Consider the following 21,448-nt stretch of genomic DNA (forward strand, 5'->3'; position numbering starts at 1 on the left):
CCCGCCAGACCGCTCCCACGATACATCTCGCCCCTTGACACCCCCCCGCGCCCATGCGACACTGCCCCTAACGACGACTTCCCCCATACCCCGACCTCTTTTCTGCCTTTCGAACCGGAACAGAGATGCTGGGAAGGAAGGGGTGAGCTGCAGCCGTTTCACCGGCAAACGAGGATCATCACTCCCAACAGGCTGGAATCGGATTTTTACCGCTTGCTTCTTCTCCACTCGGAAGGAGACATTTCCAATCCTCCTTCACGCCAGAACCCGGCTTTATTCTCGCGCGCTTTTCGGACCGCTTTGGAAAATCTCGCTGCGTATTTCACATTGGGCGGCAGGCTGTATTGCATGGCCAACCCTTGCTCGACCAACTCTTCGTTCAGCAGGCGGTCGTTCACCCACACATACCCCAACAGCCGTCCGTATCGGTCTCGTGGAACCAGGTCCATTTCGATGGCCACTCTTTTGCGAAGGACTCTCGATCTGACGAAGTCCCTGGCCCGAATCCCCCAGGGGGCCTGCTCTTTTTCCGGACAATCGATCCCGATGAGCCGCACTTTTTCGACCCTTGCCCCCATCCTGACTGTCAGGGTGTCCCCGTCGTATGCAGAGAGGACGGTGGCTGAAAGTGATGCGTTCGGGTCCTTCCTCACCGAATTTTTTTTGTCCGGTACGTCCTGGGATGCGGCTCTATCGCGCAGCCGAGTGCCGACATCCCAGCCATCCAGGGAAATAGCCGGGGCTGGCAGTGGCTGCGGCGGAGGCTCTTTTTGAAAGAATTGCAGGAAGGGAGTCAGCTTCTTCCGGATCTGCTGCATCTCGTAGGGGGACATGAGCTCCGATCGCGCCATGGACTGCGCGTGCCTCGCCTGGAAGGCCGGAATGACGGCGTAGAGCAGGAAAGCCACGCTGAAGGCCAGCACCCATTCCCCCGTAGTACCGTTTCGAAGGCGGCCGTAAAAAAGGGTCAGCCGCTTTCCCGTTGTCCCGTCCCAGAGCGGCACTCCCATGGGGTTGAAGGCATCCAGCCCCAGGTGAGCAACCAGGGCCGACAGAAAAAATGGAAAGAGCGGTGTCCACCAGGCAGTCATCATGCCCAGTAGCCAGAGAATCAGGCTGTGGGAGATGGTGCGGTGAGGAATGACCCTCTTGCTGACCCGTTCCACCAAATCCGGGGCCAGACTTCCCGCAACACAAGCCGGCAGGGGGTAGTCGCTTCCCAAAGCCAGAGCCACTCCACAAATGCCATGAGAAAGCCAGGTCATCCCTTCATCCTCGATTTCACTCCAATGAAGACATACCGAGCTGCAGCGGCAATGAAGAGCATCTCCTTGTAGCCGTACAGCGCGAGAAAAATGATGAATCCCCCCATGAGCAGGTACGTGCAGTCGAACGTCGTCTTGCCGCTGCCGAGAGTGACGAGTCTCGGGGACGAAAGGATGCCGATGACTTTCGTGTGAATCATGTTGTAATCCATGGTCACCAGGATGATGGACCGGGACCTGGCGATGAGCTCTTTGACCGTGTCGAGCTTGGAGTCCGTGATCTTGTCGGCGTTGGTAATGATGAGGTAGTAGTGGGGCGGCAGAATCCGTTCGATGATGGCTTCCAGGCGTCGATCCGTGTTGGTGATTCGGGTGGGCAGCTGCTTCGTGTATTCCCGAAGCCACCGGGTGCGGGATTCGTTGGCATCCACGAAGACGCAGGGAAGATCGTCCCGCTCCAGATTGTTCCGAAGCTGAGAAACGAACTTCGCCTTACCCGCTCCCGGTCCCCCTTCGACCACCACTACATCGCCGGGCTTTACCGTGAAGGCGTCACGATGCTTCATGGCCCGGCGAATACACAGGCGAAGGGACCTGGACTTCTCACCTTGACGCTGGATGAAGGACCAAATCTTAACCATAGTGCAAATCGAAATCTCTACGATCCCTCATCCCCATAGTCAGTCTCATGGGAAAGGATGCAAAGGTGGGGATGATCCGGCAGGAGATTTCGGTCATATCCCCTGCAGGATCGCTTTCAGCTTTTCCCTGTGCTCACCGTCTACGAGCGACAGAACGGATTCCAAAGCTGCCTGCAGTTCCGGCCGTTTGGATTCCAGCCCCTGGATGCGGGTTTTAATCTCTATGGTTTTGGAAATGGCGGCTTTGGTGTCTTCCAGACCGGCCTCCACCCGCTTTTGGATCCAGTCCAGCTCGTTTCTGAAGTCTTGAAGGATGGTCTCTTCCCTTGTGATCCAGGAGCGAAGGGCCTGGTATTTGGCGATGGCCGCGGCCGCTTCGGTCCTCATGGAACGCAGGGTAGCGAAGTACTTGACCCGACTGTCCAGGGCTTCCTTGGGGCAAATGAGAGGAAGGGTCGCCGAAATGGTGAAGTCGAAAGTCGACCTGGCCTGGTTTCCTGAGCTTTCGAGAGTGGCATCGTCTTCGGAAAGCAGGGCCGTCTGCCCATATCGTCCCCGGGTCGTGGCTTTCACGCTGATCTGGTTGTACCAGCGACTCTGGGCCTGGAACTGCTGCAGCTCCGGGGAATGCTCCACGATGTACTGCACCGGGTCCATCCCCCACGCTGGCACACTCAGGCATGCAAGCCAAAAGGCAACGAGAAATTTTTTCATGGCTGCTCCTCGGGTCGAATGTCGATGAGTACGAGTTGGGTCTGCAGAGCGATCAGGCGGTTGAGGGACGCTTCATGCTCGGGGGTATTCACCGTGAAGGAGAGCACCACCTTGGCCGTCCGTTCTCCGTTGGTTTGAGTCGACTGGACCTGTTTGATTTCCGCCAGCAGGTTTTGAATCATGAGCTTTCTCCTTTTTCACCCACGAGGGGCATTCCGGTCTCTTCCGGCAGTACGTGTTGCAGAAGGACACGTAAGCGATATCCCCGTCGGGGCATGGGATTTTAGTTTTCCTTGCCATTGGCGCTCCTCGATGAACCAGTGACCGAGGTTCACTGCATCGGCGATGTTGTGATCGGTGACCTTCCGTTGAAGGATGTCGGACGCTTTCATGCGACTGAGCCCCTTCAGCCGATCCCGGCCCAGGGAGGAGGCGCCGAGAGACCTCTGCCAGGTGCCGGGCTGGACCACGTGGGCCGTTTTCCCCAGCACTTTCCACTGGGCCTGGATCTCCCCCCGGGCGACGATCAGCGTGAGCAGGGACGGCCATCGCTTGATCGCTTCCCGAGGCGGCAGGTTGGCCGGCAGGTACTGGCCTTCGATGACGAGAAGGTCCGATTGCCTGGCCAGGCAGGCGACCTGCCTCAGCCAGAGCCCACCGGGCTCGACGGCGATTTTTCCCACCCAGAGAACTTCTCGTCCGACGAAAAGAGCAAATGACGGCGTGTTTGAATCGGGGTCACATGAGCAAATCGTTTCATCTGAAAAATGCCATAGGCGGCTTTGCATCGAGTCCTCCCGCAGGTGGTGCGCCACTGGGCAAGGTTCTGGTTACAGATCGGGCAGGTATTCCCGTTTTTCAGCATGACGTCCAAAGGGCTCCCCGTATTTCCGCCGAGTGCACCGGTGGCACCGGACCTGCTGCATGGCGTTGGTGAGAAAGGTCGTGCGGCAGGAAAAATTCCTGCACCGGCGGGCATACCACCTTCCGGCCGCTCTCCGGTTGAGAGCTTCCGCGCGACAGGCTTCACACACGTAGTAGGTTTTGCGCGCTTCGAGGCGGGTCCCGTGTACCGGGCACCGCTGGGGCGGCAGGTTCTCCGGGAGCAGCTTCGACGCATGCGCCACCCTCTGCTTGCGGGCTTTTTTCTTCGGGAAAAGAGACATGATTTTCCTCCAGGTACTTGATGGCCAGGGCTTCCAGGGTCTCGGGCCTGAACGAATGGATTCTCACGAGCGGGTTTTTCCGCTTCACTTCTTCCACGATCCGCTGACGTTCTTCTGGGCGAAGGGAGGCGAAACGTTCCGACGCCTGCCGGTAACGCTCTTCGGCTTCCCGTTCCTCCCTCTCCCGCGCTTCCAGCGCTTTTCTCACCTCCTTTTCGCGTTCTTCCTGTGCGGCCAGGTCTTCCACCATGCTTTTTCCCCAGTCGCGGTTCAGGGACTGCCCCAGGTATGCCCGGTAATCCTGCTTCGCATGGCTGTTAGCGTAGAGAATATTTCTTCGAACGTAGGCAGGGCCTTTGTCTTCAAGGAAATCCCGGACCTTTTCCCGCAGATATTCCTTACGGTGGCTCGGTGGAATCAGCTCCAGGAGCTGACTCAGCGAATCCTCCGGCTGAGGCGGCGTCTTGTCTTTTTCCCCCAAAGAAACGACGACAACGGATGCGAGCGGGGCGGGCGGAGTGACCGGTGCCTTGCAGGCACTCTGTTTGTAGTAGTCGTTTTCTGTATTCTGTAGTCTGTATTCTGGGGGCGTTTCCGGAACGGGTGGGTAACGTTTCTGAAACGTTTTATCGATCCCTTGAGCAACACCTCCCGAATGCTTTTCCTCTGTGCCGGAATCCTCCTCGTTCGAGGCGGGATGAGGCTTTGCAGCCGGCATTTCCACGGCGTTTCGTTGTTTCTCCCGGTGCCGCCGCACCCGTTCGGTGGATGATTTGCCTTCGAATTGCCGTTTGTCCCACTTGGCGATTCTGAAAACGGTGCCTTCTTGAAACAGCATGCCGTAAAATTGAAACGTTTCAATCGCCCGTGTAACGTCTTCGACCGGTACCGCCGCCTCGTCGGCGATGTCTGAAATTTCCGCCGGCAGCGTTTCAGCCAACAGAAGGTACCCCGGCCGTGGAGAGCGCCGTGCAATGCACAGGCAGGCAATCCAGGTCCAGCGATGTTCTGCCGGAAGGCGCCTCAATTTGGGATCGCGCGTGATTTCCGTGTAGAGTCGTAGCCATTCCATGGGGGGGGACCTTCCGGGTAGAAGGGACGAAGCTCCGCCATACTCGGGGCGCCGTGCTCCTCCAAACGAACGATTCCGGAAAAGTACGAAGCGCAGCGCCATCAGGTGCCGAGTACACCGTGTTACTCATTGGTTACGTGAAACAAACCCAAAGCGTTCCGGTTCACTCCAGGTAATCGCCGAGACCAACCTGCTCGAAGCGATCTCGAATCCGGCCGATTTCTCGATGCAGGGTGGTGGATGGAATCTTGAGCCGCCTGCCCACCTCCCTGGCGCTGAGCCCTGAAGGCCCCAGGCCATGGCAGATTTTTTGCTGACGCGGGGTTAATTTTCGAACCGTACGCTTTAGATCGATCCCCAGATGGAGGAGATCTGCGGAATCCATGGAGAGCGAAGGACTTTCCCGGACGACACAGTCGGACGAGGGAATGAGGCCGTCGTCTTCAGGAGGGAATTCGACGCAGCAATGAGAGACCTTCCTCTTGTCCGCATTCTTTTCACGGACAAGATCCATGAGGCGGTTTCGAATCACAGAAGCCATGAACCCCCTCCGGGACACCTCCTTGAGCGGGTCATAAGATTTTCGATTGAGATACCAATGGATCAAGCATTCCTGCTGCAGATCATCCTTGTCCTCCTTCCTCAGGCATTCCCAGCTTCTCCCAAACTTTGAAATCAAACTTCCGACCAACGCCAGCTCCCATTCCTCGAACAAGTCCCCATACTCGCAACTCACAGGACACCTCCACATTGCTCCTGGAGGTGTCCCGAAGAGTTGAAGGCGAGCTTACGGAGGATTGGGTCCGCCGAAAATCACGGAGGTCTCACGGAGGGTGGAAAACCGATGGGAAATGCCGGGACAGTTTTGGGCACTGTTTCGTAGAGATTGAATGAAAGCGCTTGTGTTTCGGATGATTCAGGAAGGGTTAAAGCGAGGAAAACTAAGGCAGGGTAAGACGATAAATTTTATAGAAGGACAAGCAAGAGTTTGTAGGGTCCACTTGCGAGACCGGTTCGGAACTCGTGGAGAATAAAAGAGACTTGGCTGAGCCAAAGAAAGGGCTTTCATGGGAGCGTTTGAACGAAAATACCTGTCGCCAAAAGAGATCTCAGAAAAGTTCGGAATCCCCCAGGGGACACTCACGCAGTGGCGCCACCTCGGCAAGGGACCCGCTTACTTCAAACTGGGCCGGAAGGTGCGGTACGCACTGGATGATTTCGAGGAGTGGTTAAAGAATCAGCGGATTCTGACAACCGATGCTCTTGAACTGTCCTCTCGAATCCGTTGATGGCTTCCCTGTCGGAGGACAAGACAACTAAAGAGGTCCTGTTCTCTGGCTGAAGATTTTCTGATGTTTCAATGCAGAGCAGCCTTTTCCTTCACAAGAAAGCCCCGGATTTTCGTGTTGAAAAAGGGCGCTTCCTATTAAGGCTGTCACATTTCGGTCTCTTCGTTGTACAGAACGACACCCTCCTCACTCGCCCGTCTTATCATTGCATCGGTGAACCCTTTCTTGCTGAAGAGACAGAAGAGTTCTCTTCTCTCCTTCGTCCCCCATACCACTTGGCTTGCCTTCTGCCTCAATGCTTCATAGATATCGATCCCTACCGGCTTTTCACTCCATTTGACTTCGCCAAGGACGATGGAGTCCAAATCCCGATTCACTGCAACGACATCTATTTCTTCGTTCCGATCCCACCATCTTCCCACGGCGGAAAACGGGAAGAAGCGGTCCATATTTCTCCAGAGTGTTTCCATGGCTGCTTTCTCGTATACACTGGAAAGATGCTGAGGAAGCGCTTTGTTGATACTTGCCAGGACCCCTTCGACTCTGCCCATTTCAAGCTCTCCGCGTCTTGGAAACACGAACTTGAACCAGAAGTGGAAGAATTCATCGGTGATCCGATAAAGCCCCTTCTTGCTCTTAAGAGGCTTTTCTTCCGTCACCGGCAACTCGCGCTCAACAATCTTCAGATCTCCCAAAACGCCGAGGTATTTGTTGGCAACGGGCTGGCTTATTCCTGTAGCGTTCACGATTTCCGACAATTTCCGTTTGCCCTGGGCAATGGCCTGCAGCAGTGCAAAGTAGTAGCGTGGCTCCCGAAGCTCTTCACGCAGGATGAATTCCACTTCATCGTAGAGCATCGCCCCTTTGTTGAGAACGTGATCCTTCAGATTTTGAGAGAAATCTTTCTTGGAGCTCAACTGAAGCCAGTATGCCGGGATGCCGCCGGCAACGGAAAAATGGGCAAGCCTATCCTCATAGGGTTTTCCCTGCCTGAACTGACTCGCCGCGGCAACACTCAGAGGATCAACACGCCATTGCCCAGTTCTTCTGCCATACAACGGCGAGCGGTAGCCCAATACCTCGTTTTCCATCATGGCCATGCTGGAGCCCAGAAGGAGAACATAGACCTTGGTCCCCGACCAGTATTCGTCCCATGCCTTCTGAAAAAGGCCGGCGATGGCCGGATTCGACCACATCAGGTAGGGAAATTCATCGATGGCGAGCACGAACCGCTCATTCTTCGACCTGACGTAGGCGAAGCTCTCTTCCCATCCTGCAAAGCCGCGGGTTTCCAGAAGCGGCTCCTGGAAAAACCGGCCGAGCGCCTGCGAGAAACGGAACAACTGCTCCTTCTCGTTGGTGCTTTCAGCAAGGAAATAGACGTGAGGTTTGTCGCTGATGAACTGCTTCACCAATTCGGTTTTACCAACTCGCCGTTTGCCCCAGAGTATAATGAACTGACTTTGCGGCTCCATCCACTTCTCTTCCAGGAACCCCAGCTCCCTTTCCCTGTCAATGAATGCCATATCGCCTCCATGGATATACTTTAGAGTATTATACTTATCAGTATATAATATTTAGGCGATTCAATTTCAATGCTTTTACTCCACTGCTGTCTCCGGCAGGACCATCTTGATCGGCGCTTTCATTTTTCCAGCGCTCTTGAATCTTTCTTGGGGTACTTTTCATCCAGGCCTTTTGGATGATGACGGCCAAAGATGCTGGAAGCCCCGTCGATCTCTGTTCTATCGAGACAAGCTCGTCCGCCAGCTCGATCAGCAAAGGATATCTCTCTTTTTTCAGACCGGCTGCTTCTTTGTATAAGCGTCAATGTCGTTATGATCAGCGTTTCCAGAATCGCAGATATAGCAGTTTTCCTATGCTCAAAGAAAAGAGGCTGGTGGTATAATGTCAAAATTATCACTCCTCACCACCCAAAAGGAGAATCACGCATGGCAAATCACAAGATTGAAGATGTTGAAGGCATCGGTGCTGTAATAGGAGAAAAGTTCCGTTCTGCGGGAGTTAAGGACACAGATTCGCTTCTCGCAAACACACGTACGCCCAGACAGCGAAAGGAGCTTGCAGAGAAAACTGGATTGGCTGAAGCGGAGATCTTGAAATTCGCAAATATGGTGGATCTTTATCGGATAAAGGGTGTCGGTTCCGAATATTCGGAGTTGCTCGAAGCTGCGGGTGTAGACACGGTGCCCGAGCTCGCACGACGAAATGCAGCCAACCTCACTCAAACGATGTCGGCAGTGAATAAAGAAAAGAAGCTTACTCGCCGAGAGCCTGCGGAATCCGAAGTGTCGAAATGGATCGAACAGGCCAAATCACTGCCTCGGATGCTCGAGTATTGATTCCCACCTGAACAATCGCCCCGCCGCACCGGCGCCGCAGAAACGGTGCCGGCGGTGTTGAGCAACATCGTACGTGCCTTGCAGAGACACCTTACTGGCTGGCAACTTCAACATCGTCAGTTTTTATGTTTATCAAACATTTATTTTATCCTGGTCTCACGGCAGCTGCAAACCGTCAGATGTTGCGTTACGCTCTTGATGATTTTGAAGAGTAGCTGAAGCATCGGAAGGTTCGGACAGGCGATGCGCTTGAAGTGTCCTCTCGATCCCGCCCATGGCGATCCTCTCGGAGGGCAAGTGGATTATAGAGGTTCCGTTCCCTGGTTCAAAATGCTCAAGTATTCCGAATAGGCAAAGAGTCTCCCTCGTTTCCGCCCGGTTATTTCCCGCACAATCCCCAACTGCTGAAGGACGTGAAAAGACTGTGTAACGGTTGGGACGGTAAGTGCGAGGGCCTTCGCTGCCGAGGGGATCGATAGAAGCGGCTTTGCCTTTATCAGTTGATGGGCTCGAAGGGTGGTGCCGGTCGCCTTCCCAAGCCGCTCAATTTGTTCACGATCCTTGTCGAAAAGCTTCAGAATGAGTCTTGAGGACTGGGTCGCTTGATCGGATGTCTCCATCACTCCCGTGAGAAAGAACTTCAGCCAGCCTTCCCAGTCACCGTCACACCTAACTTTCTGCAGCCAGTCATAGTATTCCTGTCGGTGTGCCTTGAAATACAGGCTCAAGTACAGCACGGGTTCGGTCAAGGCGCCTTCGGCACACAGCAGAAAAGTGATCAGCAAGCGACCCAGGCGACCGTTGCCGTCCAAGAAGGGATGAATCGTCTCGAACTGGACATGCGCCAGGGCAGCTTTGATAAGCACGGGCGTGGATACTGGGTCGTTATGAAGGAACTTTTCGAGAGCTCCCAAGCATTCCATCAGGAGTTCGGGAGGCGGTGGGACGAAGGTTGCGTTTCCGGGGCGGGAGCCACCAACCCAGTTTTGCGATCGGCGAAACTCCCCCGGCCCTTTATTGCTTCCACGACCTTTAGAAAGCAAAACCTCGTGGATCTCCCTGATGAGTCGTAAAGAGAGAGGAAACCCATCGCGCATACGATCCAGACCGTAGGTCATCGCCGCGACATAACTGGAAACCTCCTGAACATCATCCAGGGGTACACCGGGAGCTTCATCGTTCTCGAACAACAGAAGATCGTTAAAGGAGGACTGGGTGCCCTCGATTTGACTCGATAGCAGGGCCTCTTTTCTCACATAAAAGTACAACAGAAGAGAGGTATCCGGTAGCAGTAGCGTCAGACCGTCCAACCGACCCAATGCCCGATTTGCTTTTTCCATCAGGTCATGATGCTCGCTATCTAAATCGAGAGGGGGAGAGGGAGGCAGCGGATCTGGTAGATACACCCGGTAACTTTCTCCCGCCGTCGAGCAGGTACGATAGACGCCTGTTTGCCGCTTCATATACAAATCCTTCCATGAGAGGATAGAAAACTCTCCGATGTTCCCCACACTCCGATTATTTTCTCCGACAATCAGCCACGCAAGCTCAGCCTGCTATTGCGTGAATCTCGGAGAGAAAGCTGGTTAGCCGCTTACTAAAGAAACATTTACTTAGCCGGAACATTAATAAAATATAACATCGAAAAATTTATTAACGAAGAAACCGGAGTGTTCACGGTGAGAAATATTACGGCAACGCCTTATTCGAAGCTCGTTTGAAAGATCTCCGTGCTATGGATGCGATTGAGGAGACCCGGAAGCATCACTGGATACAGATTCAGACAATCGATGCTCCTGAACTGTTTTTTCAATCCCATTGATGGCCTCTCTCTTGTGGTCGGGAATGAGGTGGCTGTACCGCATGGTCATTCGGATGTCCTTGTGCCGCATGAGCTCCCGAATGGTAAAGAGTGGAGTGCCGCGCAGCGCCAGCCAGGAGGCAAAAGTGTGTCGCAGGGTGTGAAAAGTCACCTTCTGAAGAGGATCGACAATCCCTTCGTTGAGCCCAGCACTCTCGACAGCTTTGAAAAAGGCCTTGCTGACCTCCTTGATATGCTCTTTTCCTCCACCCCGAACTTTGAAGACGGGATCGTCGGGATTGCCCTCTCCTATCTGATCGAAAAGCCTTTTGACTGAATCGGTCATATAGACCTTCTCTTGTCCCCCACCCTTGCCCGTCACATGGATAATTCCGTTTTTGCAATCCACATCGTGCCATTTCAAACCAAAGATCTCACCCGCCCGCAAGCCCGTGTAGAGAGAAAGAAAAGCGATGTTGCGAGTTTGAGGAGAACGCTTTTCCAACTCCGCCATCAATCTTTCGGCTTCTTCAACCGTCAGAAAGCGTTGTCTTTCGTTGTTCAATTTAGGGAGCTTGATGGCGCTGACGGGATTTCTCCCCTCCCAGAGCTCCCAGGCAATGGCTTTGTTGAACAATTGCCGCACCAGAACCAGGCAGTGTTTAATGGTTGCGGCGGCCTTCCCTTCTCGATGCAAATCGTCCTTCATGCGCTCCAGATCCAATGGAGCAACCTGATCGAGTGTTTTTCCGGAGAAGCGGCCTTGCAAGTGAATGCGGTAGGTGCAGCGGTCATGGCGAGGATCGCTCTTGTTCGCCTGGAGCCACGTGTCGTAACGATCCCATAGCTCACTGAAAAGAACCCCCTTCTTCTTGCGTTCGCGGGGCAGTTCTTCTCCGTGGCGGATCAGGCGCAGACGCTCCCCGCGAAGCTGAGACGCCAGGGCGGCAGTGTATCCTTCGGAGCCCCAACCCACTTTGTCATAGATAAATTTCCCGGAAGCGTCTCGATAGGTGATATAAAAGCAACGGTCCGGTTTGCCGTGGTGTCTTCTCTGATCGGACTCTCTGTAATAGACACCCACGAACTTCTGAACGCGGAACATGTCCTTGGGCATTTCTAGCTCCCTTCTAGCCAGAAGCGTGATTTAGATCGATTCATTTAACCGAATGTCATTTTAAATCTGTTGTAATTATTGTATTTTTACTTCAGATAAGCAAGTGGAATATATCAATCTTGAGATTTGTAATCAGCAGGTTGCGGGTTCAAATCCCATCGCCAGCTCCAGGAAATTCGAGGGGTTACGATCACAATCGTTAACCCCTTTTTCTGTTGATGGCGAATTTATCCCCATTTTGTCCCCATTTTTTAGGCCATGGAGAAGACAGCCTCTCATGGCCCACGTGGATGACGAAAAAGGGTGGCATTGCTTTGACCGAGACTGAGTTCGCCAGATTTGCAGTGTATACTGCGAACGGATTAATCCTGGACTTTTTTGAGCCTGGTGTGTAACGTCCTCCTGGAAGAAACCCTTAAGAAGGGAGCACACCATGATTCAAGTCCAGTTCAGCCCCGAGATCATCGATAGTTTGGACTATGAGCGATACCATCATCCGAGCCCACAGGTTCAAAAGAAGATGGAAGTGCTCTATCTGAAGAGCACTGGGATGTCGCACAAGGAGATCCGTCGGCTTTGCCGGATCTCGAAAACCACTTTGGCAGCTTATCTGAAGCAGTACCAGGATTGTGGCCTGGAAGGGCTTAAGGTATTACGCTACAAGGGGCAGCCCAATAGACTTCTCGAGCATAAGCCCACTCTTGAGGCCTACTTCAAAGATCATTTGCCTCGTACGATAGCAGAGGCACAGGCTGTCATCGAGCAGTTAACCGGAATCAAGCGCTCTCCCACTCAGATCAGAGCATTTCTCAGACGCATCGGGATGAAGTGACGCAAAATGGGGGCGATCCCGGGCAGGGCCGCAGATCCGGACAAGCAGGAAGAGCAGGAGAGCTTCAGGCAAAGAGAGCTTGAGCCCCGATTGGCCGAGGCCAGAGAAGGAAAGCGAGTCATGCTGTTTATGGACGCCGCTCATTTCGTGCATGGAGCCTTTCTGGGGATGGTGTGGTGTTTTGCCAGAGTCTTCATCCCCTCTCCATCGGGGCGTAAGCGCTTCAACGTTCTCGGCGCCCTCAATGCCGTCTCGAAAGAAGTCCTCACTCTCACCAATGAAACCTACATCAATGCGCAAAGCGTATGCCTGCTCCTGCTCCAGATTGTTCTGTACTATGGATCAAAGCCCATCACCATCGTCTTGGATAATGCCAGATACCAGAAGTGTGCCCTTGTACAGTGCTTTGCCGCCGACCTGGGAATAGAACTCCTCTTTCTGCCATCCTACTCTCCACAGCTCAATTTGATTGAACGCTACTGGCGGTTTCTGCGTAAGAAATGCCTTTACTCCCGGTTCTACCCCGATTTCAAGAAATTCAGGACAGCGATTCAACGGTGCATCACGTTTGCGCCTTATGAGTATCCCGACGATTTGGAATCCTTGCTGACATGGAAATTTCAGTCATTCAAGAAAGTCCATATCTCAGCCGCGTAGAGTATAGAGCAAGCGTCGTTTACAGTAACTTCAAGTCATACTCAGACATGGACTTGGTTGAGAAAGTGGCTAAAACACCCCAAATTCAAAGCCTTCTTTTTTTGAATAATCGCAATAATCCGCTGCCAAAACGGAATCGCTCAACAAGAGTACCTCAATCCGCCAGTTAGCCAACCAGGAGGTGTTAGTGCTGCTTTCGTCTACCCACGGTCATGTAGGCAACAACATCCCATCTATAAATCTCTAACGATAGAACATTTGCATTTTGAAACGACACCCGCCAAGCCGAGGAATCTCCTGATTGACAATGTGTTGACACAGGAGCATAAAAATTCGGTCGGATGGACAGAAAATCCCCTTTCATAACCTTCGAAGTGAGTGATTGATGCAGAAGACAGTCTTTGCTCCTGGTGCCAGGGTGGTGATCCGAGACGCTGAGTGGTTGGTCCGGAAGGTGGATCGGACTTCTACGGGAGGCCAGGCCCTCTCGGTGGTCGGTCTTTCCGAGCTGGTGAGAGACAAGGAAGCTATCTTCCTGGATGAAATCGACAAGAACATTCAGGTCATGGACCCAGCCGACACCGAACTGGTTCCGGATGGCTCCAACTATTACCGGGACTCGCTCCTCTACATGGAGAGCCTGCTCCGGCAAACCCCGCCAACGGACGAAAACCTCTACATCGGCCATCAGGCAGCCATGGATGTCGTCCCTTATCAGCTTGACCCCGCCATTCAGGCATTGAAGCAGCCCCGCCAACGAATTTTGATTGCCGATGCCGTTGGGCTCGGGAAAACCATCGAAGTGGGGATTCTGCTGACTGAACTGATCAAGCGAGGCCGTGGGAAACGAATTCTCGTTCTGACCGTCAAGAGCATGCTCACTCAGTTTCAGAAGGAGCTTTGGAGCCGTTTTACCATCCCTCTTACCCGGTTGGATTCGATTGGGATTCAACGGATTCGCTCCCGCATTCCGACCAACCACAATCCTTTCTTCTACTTCGATAAATCGATCATCTCAATTGACACCCTGAAGCAGGATATCGAATACCGAACCTACCTGGAAAGCTGCACCTGGGACATCATCGTGATCGATGAAGCACACAATGTGGCCGAACGGGGCACGAATTCCCTACGATCCAGGCTGGCAAAGCTTCTCTCTTCTCGTTCCGATACCCTAATCATGCTCTCTGCCACTCCCCACGACGGCAAACCGAAGGCGTTCGCCAGCCTCATGAACATGCTCAATCCGACCGCCATCGCTGATCCTGAAAAATACGGCCCTGAGGACATCAAGGGACTCTTCGTCCGGCGATTCAAAAAAGACATCAAGGACCAGGTGAAGCAGTCCTTCAAAGAGCGGAAGATCAGCAAGGCAAAGTGCCAGGCAACGACCCTTGAGGAGGAGGTTTTCGACACCTTTGCCGAATTGAGCTTCACCAAAATCGACCAACGTCGGACGGCCGGAAAGCTCTTCAAGACGACTCTGGAAAAGGCCCTGTTTTCAAGTCCGGCGGCATGCCTCCAGACCGTCAAGAACCGTATCAATCGACTGAAGAATGAAAACGATCCGGCATTTGACGGCGATATAGCCTCTCTTGAGGAATTGGCAGAGGTCTTGGGCAAGGTCGGCGCAGGTGATTTCAGCAAGTACCAGAAGCTCTTGATGGTTATTCAGGACAAAAAAAGTGGACTCGGCTGGGACGGGAAAGATCCTCTGGACAGACTGGTTGTCTTCTCTGAAAGGATTGAGACTCTAAAGTTTCTCCAAGAGAACCTGAAACGTGATCTCAAATTGAAGGAGAATCAGATCACCATCCTCCATGGTGGGCTGTCCGATATCGAGCAACAGGACATCGTTGATTCCTTCGGGAAGGAAGAAGCCCCGATCCGGTTGCTCCTGGCTTCCGATGTTGCATCCGAAGGCATCAACCTCCATTTCCTCTCTCATAAGATGATTCATTTCGACATCCCCTGGTCCCTCATGGTCTTCCAGCAGCGCAACGGTCGTATCGACCGATATGGACAGGAGCGGGAACCGACCATCGTCTATCTCATGACCGAGAGCCGGAATGAAGATATTCGGGGAGATACCAGGATCTTGGATCTTCTCATCGATAAGGATGACCAGGCAGTTAAGAACATCGGTGACCCGTCGGCTCTCATGGGAGTTTACGACATCGAGCTTGAAGAAAACATAACGGCCAAGGCCATCGAGGATAACCTCACGACCCAGGATTTTGAATCCAGGCTGCAGGCGGCCGCCGTTGATCCCCTGGCAATCCTTTGGGGAGAAGAAGAGGTCCCGACCGGACAGACAACGGATGAAGCAAAGATGCTCATGCCGTCCCTCTTCCCGGATGATTTTACCTACCTCAGGGAAGCCGTGGAATATGTCAGGCGGGTTCAGCCTATTCAGGCCGAATTCGATGACAATCAGAAAAGCGCCAATATCACTGCCCCCTCTGAACTGGAAAACCGATTCAAATTCATGCCGCGAGAGATCTGGCCGGAGGATGGGCGGTTTGTTCTTTCTGCCGACCGCAATGAGATCATGAAGGAAATCAAACGGAGTCGGAAAGAGGAAAAGGTATGGCCCCGAATTCACCTCCTCTGGGAGCAACACCCCGTGATGAATTGGGTAAACGATAAGGTCACGGCAGCCTTCGGCCGCAATCAGGCTCCTGTCCTATCCCTGAACGGAGGCCTCCAGCCGGGCGAATCGATCTTCATCATGTCAGGACTCGTTCCGAACCGGAAAGGTCATCCCCTTGTCCATCGGTGGTTCGGCATTCAGTTCATCAACGACGCGTTCGTTTCTATCATCGATATGGAAGATGTGCTGAAAAGGACCGGAATCCACCGGAAGCAATACCCGAATAAAGGGGTGGAAGTTGACACCTTATCGCTAAAGAAGCTGATTCCCCTGGCAGTCGAGAAGGCCTACGAGTGGATGAAGGTTCGACGTGACGAGTTCGAGGAGGTCATCAACGAAAAACTCGATGTGCAGTACAAGGAACTTGAACGGCTCAAAGGCAGAAAGTACGTGCAGCTTGAATTCCGGTTTTCACAGAACAGGTCCGCAACTCAGATTGTTCTGGATCGAAAGGAAAAGGAACGGCGGGAGATCGAGCGGATCTTCGATGAATATCTGGACTGGATTCAAGAGACGATGAGCACGGAGAAGTTCCCGTACATCCGTGTGGTTTCCGTCTTGAAGGGAGGCAGGTAGATGGCTCTCGATCTCACCGGAATCAGCAATGAAAACGAATTCTACACCCAGCACTACCTGAGCGTGATCCTTGAAAATGATCTGAAAAACCTCTTCGCCACCTGGAGCAAGCGTGAAGAAGAAGAGAACATACAGCCGCCCTACAACAAACTCGAAAAACTGGCCCGGCGGTATTTCACGTTTAGAAGCCAGCTTGAGAAATTGAGAAACTCTGAGAACATCCTGGAAGCCCAGCATGAGTTCTTCCCGATGCTCTTGGAAGCTCTTGGCTACCCCTATGCCCCCGTGGTGAAGGAACTGGATACCGGCGAGCTTTTACCCCTGATCTGTGAGATCAAAAAGAAGAGCGGCGTTCCGGACCTGTGGGCCATTGAGACCATCTGCCGGCCGGATGAATCCGTTGACCCCCTCGACCTCTGTATTGCCCAATGTCAGTACTCCGGGATTGAATCCGACAAGATGGTGCTGCAGGACTGCCTGGCCGACCTGATCACCAAGAAGATTTTTACCCAAACAGAGCCCCCCAGGTGGATCATGCTCATGAGCCACTTCAATGTGGTCCTCCTGGATCGATCCAAATGGAATGAGAAGAGATTCCTCCGATTCGATCTACCGGAAATCCTCGGGCGAAGAGAAGTATCAACCCTTCGTGCCGTGGCGGCGCTCCTTTCCATGGATAGCACCCGCCCGCAGGACGGGATCTGTCTGCTCGATACCCTGGATGAGAACTCCCACAAGCATGCCTTTTCCGTTTCCGAAGATCTGAAGTATGCCGTTCGTGAGGCCGTGGAACTTATTGGAAACGAGGCCGTCCATTACCTACGGAACGTGCTCAAGGAAGGGATCTACGGGAAGAAATACTCGGACAAGCTGACCAGGGAGTGTCTCCGATACCTCTACCGTCTTCTTTTTCTCTTCTATGTCGAAGCTCGGCCGGATCTTGGCTATGCACAAATGAAAAGTGAGGAGTACCGAACCGGGTATAGTCTTGAATCCTTGAGGGACCTGGAATTGGTCCCGCTCACAACCGCTGAGTCCAGAAACGGCTTTTTCATCCATGAGTCTCTTCAAATCCTTTTCAATTTAGTCTTCAGCGGGTTCAGCCCGCAGCAGCTGGCGACAACCGCAGGCAAACCCATCTTTCGCATGCAACCACTCAAGAGTCATCTCTTTGATCCGGCGAACACTCCTCTCTTGAGCCGAGTCAGATTCCGAAGCTTCGTATTGCAGCGAGTTTTGGAGCTGCTGTCCCTCTCCAGGCCAAAAGGAAACAGGGAACGACGGGGCAGAATCAGCTATGCCCAGCTCGGAATCAACCAACTCGGGGCCGTCTATGAGGGTCTGCTCTCCTACAGCGGATTCTTTGCCGAAACCGATCTCTATGAAGTCAAGAAGGCCGATGCGATATACAACGAGTTGGATACTGCCTACTTCGTGAAGGCAGAGAACCTCTCCAAGTATGAGGAGAACGAGAAAGTTTTCCATGATGACGGCACCCTGAAGATGTACCCGAAGGGGACCTTCATCTATCGATTGGCTGGACGAAACCGCGAGAAGTCCGCGTCCTATTACACTCCCGAAGTCCTCACCCAGTGCCTCGTGAAATATGCCCTCAAGGAACTGCTCCAAGACAAGAAGGCGGACGACATCCTGCAACTGACCGTCTGTGAGCCGGCCATGGGAAGCGGCGCGTTCTTGAACGAAGTGATCAACCAGTTGTCCGAAGCGTATCTCAAGCTCAAACAGCAGGAAACGGGGCAGGTCATCGCCCATGATGCCTATACAAAAGAGAAACAGAAGGTCAAAGCCCATATTGCCGCCAATAACGTTTACGGGGTGGACCTCAATCCGACGGCTGTGGAACTGGCTGAAGTCTCCCTCTGGCTCAACACGATCCATGAGGGCTCCACCGTGCCCTGGTTCGGGATGCGGCTGGCTACGGGCAACTCGTTGATCGGCGCGAGAAGGCAGGTCTTTTCGGCCGATTTGCTGGAGAAGAACAGAAAGGGAAAGCAGACGTGGCTGGATGTTGTTCCTGAGAGGGTTCCCCTGAGCGAGAGCCGACCAGCCAAAACGGTCTACCATTTTCTGCTGCCGGACAGCGGCATGGCCAGTTACACCGACAAGGTGGTCAAATCCATGGCCGAAGAGGAGCTGAAGAAGATCAAGGCTTGGCGAAGCAGCTTCATTCGACCCTGGTCGGAAAGTGAGATTCAAACCCTTGCACGGTTGTCCCAGGCCGTGGACAGGCTTTGGCAGAGGTGCGTGGAGGACCGCCAGGCAGTCCGGAGTGAGACGAGGGAAAGCCTCCCCGTGTTTGGACAAAATGGGGCGGCAGGTCCAAAGACTCCCCTGAGCATCCAGACGAAGGACAAGATTTTCGGTGAAAAGATACTATCCCAGGGGATTCGCCATTCCAGTGCCTACCGGCGACTGAAAATGGTCATGGATTATTGGTGTGCTCTCTGGTTTTGGCCCATGGAGAAAGCGGACCTCCTGCCGAGCCGGGATGAGTACCTGATGGAGGTGTCCGCCATCCTGGAAGGGAGCGTCTACGATCCCGTTCCCATGGACGGAAACCAGGTTCGGATGTTCCCGGCGGGGGAGCAGCGACCAAAGCAGCTCAAGACGACAAATCAGTATGGGTTTGTCGATCTGGACAGCCTCTGTAGAGAGTTTGAGCGGCTGAAGCTTGTCTCAAGCCTGGCCGAACAATACCGGTTTCACCACTGGGAGCTGGAATTTGCGGACTTGTTTGCCGAGCGCGCGGGGTTCGATTTGATTGTGGGAAACCCGCCCTGGATCAAAGTGGAATGGAATGAGGGGGGCGTCATGGGCGACGCCGAGCCGCTGTTCGTGCTCCGGTCGTTCACTGCGCCCCAGCTTGCCGTGCTCAGGAAGGAGACCTTGGGGCGTCATGACCTTCGAAGCAGCTATTTGTCTACATTCGAAGAGGCCGAAGGAGCACAGAACTTTCTGAATGCCGTGCAGAGCTATCCATCGTTGGCGGGAATGAAAGCCAATCTGTACAAGTGTTTCCTCCCCCAGGCCTGGATGGTTGGAAGGGATACGGGTGTTTCGGCTTTTCTCCATCCTGAAGGGATCTACGACGATCCCAAAGGAGGGGCATTGAGAGAGGCTGTCTATCCCAGGCTCCGGTATCATTTCCAGTTCCAGAACCAGTTGATGTTGTTCCCGATTGGACACCGCGAACGCTACAGTATCAATGTATATACGAAACCGGGCGAAGAGACTTTCCATACAGTTGCAAACCTCTTTCATCCCAGCACTATTGACAACTGTTTCGAACATACCGGGTTTGGCCCAACTCCTGGCGTCAAGAATCGGGATGATAAATGGGACATGACGGGGCACGCAAATCGGATCGTTTCAGTCGATTCCAATCATTTGGCTCTTTTTGCAAGACTTTATGATTCCGAAGGCACTCCACCCCGACAGGCGCGCTTGCCTGCCGTACACTCCAGGGAACTGGTGAGCGTCCTTCGAAAATTTGCCGACCAGCCAAAACGCCTTGGTGACCTGCAGGGCGAGTATTACTCAACTCAACACTGGAATGAGACTAATTCAGTGACCGACGGAACCATCCGGCGTGAAACGCGCTTCCCGAAATCCATCGACGAATGGGTGCTCTCAGGGCCTCATTTTTTCGTGGGCATCCCTTTGTACAAGACACCACGTAGGGTTTGCACTGAAAAAGCCCATTACGACGTTCTCGATCTGACCGAGATCCCGGACGATTACCTCCCCCGGACCAACTATGTTCCCGGGTGCGATGCCAGTCAATACCAGAGGCGAACCCCGAAGGTGCCTTGGGGGGAAAAGCAGCGCGTGTCGAGCTATTATCGGTTCATCAATCGGGAGATGCTTAGCCAATCCGGCGAACGAACGCTGCTTTCCAGCGTTTTTCCACCCGGAGTAGGGCATGTGCATACCTGTCTCGCAACTTGCTTTAAGAACACTATGCAATTGCTGGACTTTTTCTCCCTGTCGATTTCGATTCCGGTTGACTTCAGGGTCAAGACAACGGGCATGGGGCACGCGAACGTTTCTCTCATCAGCCAGTTGCCCATGCCCGACGAGCACAGTCCCTACCGGGAACAACTCCATCTACGCGCAATGATGCTTCTCTCCCTCACGATTCATTATACCGAGCTGTGGACAGGGGCTTTCAAACAAGAATTCCACCTCGACCGCTGGACCAAAAGGGACCCCCGCCTCGACAATGCCAAATTCGCCAATCTCACACCGGAGTGGACCCGTCATTGCGCCCTCCGCACCGACTACGAGCGCCGTCAAGCCTTGGTAGAAATCGATGTCCTCACGGCCATGGCCCTGGGGCTCACCCTGGAAGAGCTGAAAACCATTTACCGGGTCCAGTTTCCCGTCCTTCGGCAGTATGAAGCGGACACATGGTATGATAAAAATGGTCGCATTGTATTCACAGCAAGCAAGGGTCTGCCTGGCGTCGGCTTTTCCCGCCCCGATTGGGAGCCCATCAAGAACATGAGGAGCGGGAGCGTTTCGCGAAGCATCATGGACGACACCCTCCCCGGCGGACCCAGGGAGCGAACCATCGTCTACGAGGCTCCCTTCGACCGATGCAACCGGGAGGAGGACTATGAAATCGCATGGGCTGAGCTCGAGAGACGATTCCGGTTGTCTGGGTTATCATGAGAGCAAGACCGTGCGACAGATTGGGGAGCTATCCGTCGCATGAGGCGGATCGACCTGATCATAATTTCCCAAGGAGGTAATGACATGATTTCCAAGGACGATCTCATATCCGAGGCGATTTCCCTTCCCGTGGAAATCCGAATTGAACTGGTGGAAAAACTCCTGCAGAGTCTAAACTCCTCTCAAACTGAGATTGATGAACTATGGGCCATCGAGGCAGAAAGGAGAGTGGCACAAATCGAAACTGGAGATGTCAAGACGGTGCCGGGTGACGAAGTATTCGAAAGGCTGCTTAAAAGGCTGAAGAAATGAGGTACCGTTTTGCCCCTGAAGCAGAGGCCGAGCTTAACGAGGCAGTTAACTACTATGAAGAGTGTCAGGATGGTCTTGGTCTGGCGTTTGCGGGCGAAGTTCATGCCGCAATCGAGAATATATGTCGGTTCCCACTGGCCTGGTCCCCTTTTTCAAAGAACACGCGCAGGTGCCTTCTCAAGCGTTTTCCCTACGGAGTAGTCTATCAGCCGAAAGATGATCAGATAATCGTCATAGCGGTCATGCATCTGAACCGGAAGCCCAATTACTGGCGTCGAAGAACAACTTAGGGAAT

General features: G+C 53.4%; 17 protein-coding genes and 1 pseudogene. 7 read left to right on the top strand and 11 right to left on the bottom strand.

The window, feature by feature from the left end; genetic code table 11:
* Window positions 1-206 precede the first annotated feature (206 nt).
* The 7 genes from MWC30_RS18885 to MWC30_RS22550 all read right to left on the bottom strand — a co-directional run bounded on the left by MWC30_RS18885 (window position 207) and on the right by MWC30_RS22550 (window position 5,609).
* Window positions 207-1,265, bottom strand: coding sequence for a thermonuclease family protein (locus tag MWC30_RS18885; RefSeq protein ID WP_244085761.1), 1,059 nt, complete (start codon window positions 1,263-1,265; stop codon window positions 207-209).
* On the bottom strand, window positions 1,262-1,906 hold the full coding sequence (locus MWC30_RS18890) for a DNA/RNA helicase domain-containing protein (protein WP_244085762.1): 645 nt from the start codon (window positions 1,904-1,906) through the stop codon (window positions 1,262-1,264). Before MWC30_RS18890 ends, MWC30_RS18885 begins: the two co-directional genes overlap by 4 nt.
* A gap of 93 nt (window positions 1,907-1,999) precedes the next feature.
* Window positions 2,000-2,620, bottom strand: a complete 621-nt coding sequence (locus tag MWC30_RS18895) for a hypothetical protein (protein ID WP_244085763.1) — start codon at window positions 2,618-2,620, stop codon at window positions 2,000-2,002.
* Window positions 2,617-2,802 (bottom strand): hypothetical protein, encoded by a 186-nt coding sequence (locus MWC30_RS18900; protein WP_244085764.1) that lies wholly within the window; start codon window positions 2,800-2,802, stop codon window positions 2,617-2,619. Before MWC30_RS18900 ends, MWC30_RS18895 begins: the two co-directional genes overlap by 4 nt.
* Before the next feature lie 15 nt (window positions 2,803-2,817).
* Window positions 2,818-3,303 (bottom strand): hypothetical protein, encoded by a 486-nt coding sequence (locus MWC30_RS18905; protein ID WP_244085765.1) that lies wholly within the window; start codon window positions 3,301-3,303, stop codon window positions 2,818-2,820.
* Window positions 3,304-3,646: 343 nt separating this feature from the next.
* Window positions 3,647-4,858, bottom strand: coding sequence for a phage replisome organizer N-terminal domain-containing protein (locus MWC30_RS18910; RefSeq protein WP_244085766.1), 1,212 nt, complete (start codon window positions 4,856-4,858; stop codon window positions 3,647-3,649).
* A gap of 163 nt (window positions 4,859-5,021) precedes the next feature.
* The gene (locus tag MWC30_RS22550) at window positions 5,022-5,609 is read right to left on the bottom strand and encodes a sigma-70 family RNA polymerase sigma factor (RefSeq protein ID WP_256461279.1); all 588 of its coding nucleotides are present in this window, start codon (window positions 5,607-5,609) and stop codon (window positions 5,022-5,024) included.
* 316 nt (window positions 5,610-5,925) lie between these two features.
* Between MWC30_RS22550 and MWC30_RS18920 the strand changes: the two genes are divergently transcribed.
* Window positions 5,926-6,147: an AlpA family transcriptional regulator gene (locus MWC30_RS18920; RefSeq protein WP_244085768.1), complete on the top strand. Its 222-nt coding sequence runs from the start codon at window positions 5,926-5,928 to the stop codon at window positions 6,145-6,147.
* A 146-nt stretch (window positions 6,148-6,293) separates the two neighbouring features.
* Here MWC30_RS18920 and MWC30_RS18925 read toward each other — a convergent pair whose 3' ends face one another.
* Window positions 6,294-7,673: an ATP-binding protein gene (locus MWC30_RS18925; protein WP_244085769.1), complete on the bottom strand. Its 1,380-nt coding sequence runs from the start codon at window positions 7,671-7,673 to the stop codon at window positions 6,294-6,296.
* Window positions 7,674-7,710: 37 nt separating this feature from the next.
* Window positions 7,711-7,929, bottom strand: a complete 219-nt coding sequence (locus tag MWC30_RS18930; protein WP_244085770.1) for a hypothetical protein — start codon at window positions 7,927-7,929, stop codon at window positions 7,711-7,713.
* Between the two features lie 170 nt (window positions 7,930-8,099).
* Between MWC30_RS18930 and MWC30_RS18935 the strand changes: the two genes are divergently transcribed.
* Window positions 8,100-8,510: a DUF4332 domain-containing protein gene (locus tag MWC30_RS18935; protein ID WP_244085771.1), complete on the top strand. Its 411-nt coding sequence runs from the start codon at window positions 8,100-8,102 to the stop codon at window positions 8,508-8,510.
* A 302-nt stretch (window positions 8,511-8,812) separates the two neighbouring features.
* On the opposite strand, the gene MWC30_RS18940 is transcribed toward MWC30_RS18935, so the two are convergent.
* Window positions 8,813-9,973 (bottom strand): Fic family protein, encoded by a 1,161-nt coding sequence (locus MWC30_RS18940; protein WP_244085772.1) that lies wholly within the window; start codon window positions 9,971-9,973, stop codon window positions 8,813-8,815.
* A 270-nt stretch (window positions 9,974-10,243) separates the two neighbouring features.
* Window positions 10,244-11,428 carry a site-specific integrase gene (locus MWC30_RS18945; protein WP_244085773.1) on the bottom strand — a complete coding sequence of 395 codons (1,185 nt, stop codon included), beginning with the start codon at window positions 11,426-11,428 and terminating at the stop codon, window positions 10,244-10,246.
* 433 nt (window positions 11,429-11,861) lie between these two features.
* Between MWC30_RS18945 and MWC30_RS18950 the strand changes: the two are divergent.
* The 5 genes and pseudogenes from MWC30_RS18950 to MWC30_RS23110 all read left to right on the top strand — a co-directional run bounded on the left by MWC30_RS18950 (window position 11,862) and on the right by MWC30_RS23110 (window position 21,443).
* Window positions 11,862-12,917, top strand: a pseudogene (locus MWC30_RS18950) (IS630 family transposase).
* A gap of 385 nt (window positions 12,918-13,302) precedes the next feature.
* Complete coding sequence (locus MWC30_RS18955; RefSeq protein ID WP_244085774.1) at window positions 13,303-16,146, top strand: DEAD/DEAH box helicase; 2,844 nt, start codon at window positions 13,303-13,305, stop codon at window positions 16,144-16,146.
* Window positions 16,147-20,841 (top strand): N-6 DNA methylase, encoded by a 4,695-nt coding sequence (locus tag MWC30_RS18960; protein WP_244085775.1) that lies wholly within the window; start codon window positions 16,147-16,149, stop codon window positions 20,839-20,841.
* A 39-nt stretch (window positions 20,842-20,880) separates the two neighbouring features.
* Window positions 20,881-21,153 (top strand): addiction module protein, encoded by a 273-nt coding sequence (locus tag MWC30_RS18965; RefSeq protein ID WP_244085776.1) that lies wholly within the window; start codon window positions 20,881-20,883, stop codon window positions 21,151-21,153.
* On the top strand, window positions 21,150-21,443 hold the full coding sequence (locus MWC30_RS23110; RefSeq protein ID WP_368860892.1) for a type II toxin-antitoxin system RelE/ParE family toxin: 294 nt from the start codon (window positions 21,150-21,152) through the stop codon (window positions 21,441-21,443). Before MWC30_RS18965 ends, MWC30_RS23110 begins: the two co-directional genes overlap by 4 nt.
* Window positions 21,444-21,448 lie beyond the last annotated feature (5 nt).

The sequence above is a fragment of the Desulforhabdus sp. TSK genome, from assembly GCF_022836495.1.
Taxonomy (GTDB): Bacteria; Desulfobacterota; Syntrophobacteria; order Syntrophobacterales; family Syntrophobacteraceae; genus Desulforhabdus.